The sequence below is a fragment of the Bartonella sp. MM73XJBT.G genome, assembly GCF_028618435.1.
In the GTDB taxonomy this organism is placed as follows: domain Bacteria; phylum Pseudomonadota; class Alphaproteobacteria; order Rhizobiales; family Rhizobiaceae; genus Bartonella.
This window is the reverse complement of the sequence record NZ_JAQISW010000046.1, coordinates 1-4,360: the sequence shown is the minus strand read 5'-3', so window position 1 is coordinate 4,360 and position 4,360 is coordinate 1. Positions and strand designations below refer to the sequence as shown.

7 protein-coding genes are annotated in these 4,360 nt (G+C 42.3%); 5 read left to right on the top strand and 2 right to left on the bottom strand.

Translation table 11 applies throughout. The features are described from left to right. From PVV59_RS09415 to PVV59_RS09400, 4 genes are all read left to right on the top strand, one after another. Positions 1 to 169: tail protein X (locus PVV59_RS09415; protein WP_273755832.1), on the top strand; the 169-nt coding region annotated here is incomplete at its 5' end. Beyond that, on the top strand, positions 166 to 1,473 hold the full coding sequence (locus tag PVV59_RS09410; RefSeq protein ID WP_273755831.1) for a phage late control D family protein: 1,308 nt from the start codon (positions 166 to 168) through the stop codon (positions 1,471 to 1,473). The genes PVV59_RS09415 and PVV59_RS09410, both read left to right, overlap by 4 nt. A gap of 305 nt (positions 1,474 to 1,778) precedes the next feature. Beyond that, positions 1,779 to 2,516, top strand: coding sequence for an antA/AntB antirepressor family protein (locus PVV59_RS09405; protein WP_273755830.1), 738 nt, complete (start codon positions 1,779 to 1,781; stop codon positions 2,514 to 2,516). Next, positions 2,513 to 2,791 carry a hypothetical protein gene (locus PVV59_RS09400; protein ID WP_273755829.1) on the top strand — a complete coding sequence of 93 codons (279 nt, stop codon included), beginning with the start codon at positions 2,513 to 2,515 and terminating at the stop codon, positions 2,789 to 2,791. Before PVV59_RS09405 ends, PVV59_RS09400 begins: the two co-directional genes overlap by 4 nt. 52 nt (positions 2,792 to 2,843) lie before the next feature. Here PVV59_RS09400 and PVV59_RS09395 read toward each other — a convergent pair whose 3' ends face one another. Together PVV59_RS09395 and PVV59_RS09390 are read right to left on the bottom strand one after the other, a co-directional pair. Next, positions 2,844 to 3,155 (bottom strand): DNA-binding protein, encoded by a 312-nt coding sequence (locus tag PVV59_RS09395; protein WP_273755828.1) that lies wholly within the window; start codon positions 3,153 to 3,155, stop codon positions 2,844 to 2,846. 12 nt (positions 3,156 to 3,167) lie between these two features. After that, complete coding sequence (locus PVV59_RS09390) at positions 3,168 to 3,491, bottom strand: type II toxin-antitoxin system RelE/ParE family toxin (protein ID WP_273755827.1); 324 nt, start codon at positions 3,489 to 3,491, stop codon at positions 3,168 to 3,170. A gap of 106 nt (positions 3,492 to 3,597) precedes the next feature. Between PVV59_RS09390 and PVV59_RS09385 the strand changes: the two genes are divergently transcribed. Continuing rightward, the gene (locus PVV59_RS09385) at positions 3,598 to 4,260 is read left to right on the top strand and encodes a lysozyme (protein WP_273755826.1); all 663 of its coding nucleotides are present in this window, start codon (positions 3,598 to 3,600) and stop codon (positions 4,258 to 4,260) included. Positions 4,261 to 4,360: the final 100 nt, after the last annotated feature.

Sequence of the window (4,360 nt, the reverse complement as noted above, 5' to 3'; positions counted from 1 at the left end):
ATACTACGCCAAGGGGCAACAAGCCCTTGCTGTTGAACGCGTTTATGCAGCTAATTTTGGTCTTGCAGACTATGGCCCTATCTTAAAAGCAGGCATTACAATTCTTCTTCCAACCCTCCCCTATCCCAAAGCCACACCGGTCATTAGAATTTGGGGCAGTCAATCATGAAACCTTTTTGCATCGTGATGGCAAATGGAGAGGATATTACAAGAACTCTCATGGACTATGTCTTATCGATTGAAATTACCGATGAAGCAGAAGACAAAAGCGACCGTATCACCATAGAGCTTGATGATCGCGCCCGTGAGTGTGATAACGGCTTTCTTGACATTCCTCTCATCGGAACAGTTATTTCCATAACACTTGGCTATGAAGGCGGTAAAAACCGCGATATGGGCGCCTATCTGATAGACGAAATCTCCGTAAGCAGTCCACCACAAACCTTAAGTGTTACAGGGCGCGCTGCCTCCATGAATACATCTTATCGAACACCAAAAAGCCAATCCTATCATCAACAAACCCTCGGGAGTATCATTCAAGAGATAGCACAGCGCAATGGCTATACAGCAAAAGTTGACCCTGCTCTTACAAAAATTGTTGTGCGTCACATTGATCAAACGGTAGAAAGCGATATGGCTTTTGCCACGCGCCTTGCAGAAGAATATGACGCCGTTGCAAAACCCGTTGATGGAAAATTGGTACTTGCCAAACGGGGTGAAGGCAAAGCCATTACCGGTGAAACACTCCCTATTGTTGTTATCCATGAAAAACACTGTACCTCTTGGGATTTTAAATATAGTGCACGAGATGAAGCAGGTAGCGCCAATGGCTTAGCAACAGATGCAGGAGATGATCAAAAAGCCGCCGATGCAAGAGAACCAGAAGAAATCGAGGAGAGTGAAGATGTAATCCATATGGATGACAGTGACAGAGCATCATCATCTGAATCGGAAAAAGCAGAAACAACACCTGAGAAAGAAGAGGAAGACAAAGAGAAGAAAGGCGGTGTTCTCGCAACCTATCATGATATCCGCACTGGTGAAAAAAAAGAAGTCAAAGTTGGTAATCCGCCGTTTCATGAACTCAAATATACCTACCATAACCAATCAGAAGCGGTTGCGGCCATTGCTGCTTATTGCAACAAATCATCACGTGGGAAATCTTCTTTCTCATGTGATATCGGTGGTGATCCCTTTGTGCAAGCAGAAGCAAAGCTTATTCAAGAGCCCCCTTTCCGCCCCTATATTCCAGCAGAATGGCGCATCAAAAGCGTCAAACACAAGCTTGATAAAACAGGTGGGTATACAACAAAAATAGATTGCGAACTTTTTGATAAAGCCCAAGAAGATGCTGCAAAAAACGTAGCAAACACCATACCAGACAAAGACGATACCCTTGATCCAAACGCCCCACCCAATGCATGCGACGAAGGAGACGGCGTCATCCATATGGATAAAGAAGATATCAATTAGCATAAATATTAAAAATCACAGAAAGCTGCTTGACAATATGGCAACAATGTGTCTATTGTCGAATCAGGTGCCTAACGAACACCTTAAATACCAAGCGGACGAGCTACCGAGATAGTTTATTTTCCGCACATTAAAGGCTTTGACTCATTGTATGTGATACGCATATAATGATCTCGTCGGGTGTGGTTACGCTATACAATACCCTTGCGGGAAAAGCGTAACGACGGACTTGGTACCGTGTTTGTTAGCGCCCGGCACTCTTTATTGAGTGTCATTAACAAACGTCTATTACCAAGGAGTTCACAATGAACACACTTATTCCGATATCGGAACAAACTGTTGGACAGGAAATTGTTCAAACAGTAAATGCACGTAACCTGCACGCATTCTTAGAGGCAAAACGAGACTTTTCCAATTGGATTAAGGACCGCATTATCAAATACAATTTAGAAGAGGGAATAGATTATATTTTAACGCTCGCCAAAACTGGCGAACGTCAAAATGTAGTATTAAAAGAATATTACCTTACACTAAATGTAGCCAAAGAACTTTCTATGGTTGAGAATAATAAGAAAGGTAGAGAAGCGCGTTTATACTTTATCAAATGTGAACGGCTCTTGAAACAAGTAGCAACACCACAAATAGATTACTCAACGCCTCAAGCATTACTTGGTGTCTTGAATCACTTACAGAGCCAAATCGAACAGAAAGATCATGTGATTGCAGAACTAACTCCAAAAGCAGAGGCTTTGGAGGGCTTAAAACGCTCTGATGGTTTGTTTGGTTTAATCGAAGCAGCAAAAATGTTAGAGGTACGACCAAAGGATTTAACAGATTACTTGCGTAAAAATGATTGGGTCTATCGTCGAGCTCCAGGGGCGCCTTTGTTGCCTTATCAAGATAAAATCAAGAAAGGCTTTATGGATTGTCCTGCAATTACCATTCAGAGACCAGATGGGACAGAAAAGGTACTGCCTTCAACAAAAATCACCTCCAGAGGTTTGGCATGTTTGAGAGAACAAATCCATGGAGGTGTACAATGAATACCAGTATTGATTTTTTATGCGATTTATGGATGGCGTTGTATCAGTTTTCTGATCGTGATGATATTGAAGATAAGGCTTTTAATACTCTCATTGAAACCATGGATGCGATAGAAAAGGTTCTCATTTTAAAACTTCAAAATGACGTGCCTAATATTACAAAAATTTTGGCAATTCTAACAGATTTTGGAGATTCAGAACTACCGCATAGCATGGATTCTTTGTTGCGTGCTTACGAACCAGATTTAGACAACCCCATTAAAAAGGTTGCTTAAGGTAAAACATTCCCCTTCCCCATCTTTAAGGTGGGGAAGTAGCAAACTCAGATTAAAGGTGTGGAACCGGTCGTTCAAGAGGTTGTACAGCTAAGCGAAGTCCCATGGTACGTAGTAAAGCATTTAGGCTACGGAACTCTGGATTACCTTTTTCTGAAAGTGTACGATAAAGCTGTGTAGGATTCAGTTTGGCTGCTTTAGCTACAGCTTGAACACCACCATAGGCTTTTGCCATTTGACGAAGTGTTACAAGCAATTCCCCCTGATCACCATCTGCTAGGATTGCATCAAGGGTCGCTGCTGCTACTTCAGGATCATCATAGAATATTTCTGCCATTGCATCATCATGGCTACGGTCTTTCATCTTTGCACTCCTTTAATCTTCACGGTTTTGCCAATCGTACCAACAAGCACATGCACGAGTGATATCGGTGTCTTGTGTTTTTTTAGTACCACCGCATAAGAGCAATAATACGGTCTTGCCAGACTGGGCATAATAAACGCGGTAACCAGGACCAATATTCATACGCAATTCATAGACACCATCACGAAGCGGTTTGAAATCGCCAAAGTTTCCTTGCTCTAAACGATTAAGACGGCGAATAATTGCAGCTTTAGCCTGCACATCACGCAGCTTTCGCAGCCAATCAGTTATCAAGTCTTTGCCATCAGAGGTAAGGTAGTGACGTATTTCAAACATAATCTATATTCGTTTATAAACGAATATTTGTCAAGATAGAAAGAAATTTATTTTTAGATTTTCACTCAGCCTCACCTTGTGTGGGGCTTTTTTTATGGAGAACTTTATGCGGAAAATATCACAAGAAGGGCTTGCTCTCATAAAACAATGGGAAGGCTTGCGCCTAAATGCTTATAAAGACGCCATCGGGGTATGGACCATCGGTTATGGACATACCAACAGTGCTGGTAAACCTTTTGTCCACAAAGGCATGACAATGACCGAAAAACAAGCCGAAGATCTTCTTCGCCAAGATTTAAGACAATTTGAAAATACCGTTGAACAAGCGGTTCAAGTTTCCTTAACCGATGAACAATTCGCAGCCTTGGTCTCCTTTTGCTATAATGTAGGAACAGGAGCCTTTTGCAATTCGACCCTATTAAAAAAACTCAATAACGGTGAATATGAAGCAATCCCAACCGAATTACAGAAATGGACCAAAGCCGGTGGTAAGCGCTTGCAAGGTCTTGTCCACCGACGTGTCGCAGAAGCAGGCTTGTGGGCGAAAGGGGCATTTGTTTCCTCCAACTATCAAACCGTAGAAACACAAGCACCAACAGGGCTTTTCAAAGCCGAAGCCATTGCACCAATTATTGGTTCTTTCTCAGGTCTTGGCGGCTTACTAGCAGGCAATGGTCCAGTGCAATGGGCTTTGGCAACCATTATGATCTTAGCTGCAGGTGTTGGTATTTTCTTTGTTGCTAAACGTTTTCAAGAGCACCGCCTATGATGTTCTGGATGAAAAAAAATCTCTTGCTCACAGGTGCGGCACTAGCCGCTTTTTTTATGGCTTTGGCCAAAGCTTTTACCCTTGGCAAAAAGAGTGAACA

What these genes read in the sequence shown, in the direction of transcription:
- PVV59_RS09410 (WP_273755831.1), top strand. Translation starts at nt 166, where the DNA reads ATGAAACCTTTTTGCATCGTGATGGCAAATGGAGAGGATATTACAAGA.
- PVV59_RS09405 (WP_273755830.1), top strand. Translation starts at nt 1,779, where the DNA reads ATGAACACACTTATTCCGATATCGGAACAAACTGTTGGACAGGAAATT.
- PVV59_RS09400 (WP_273755829.1), top strand. Translation starts at nt 2,513, where the DNA reads ATGAATACCAGTATTGATTTTTTATGCGATTTATGGATGGCGTTGTAT.
- PVV59_RS09395 (WP_273755828.1), bottom strand. Translation starts at nt 3,155, where the DNA reads ATGAAAGACCGTAGCCATGATGATGCAATGGCAGAAATATTCTATGAT.
- PVV59_RS09390 (WP_273755827.1), bottom strand. Translation starts at nt 3,491, where the DNA reads ATGTTTGAAATACGTCACTACCTTACCTCTGATGGCAAAGACTTGATA.
- PVV59_RS09385 (WP_273755826.1), top strand. Translation starts at nt 3,598, where the DNA reads ATGCGGAAAATATCACAAGAAGGGCTTGCTCTCATAAAACAATGGGAA.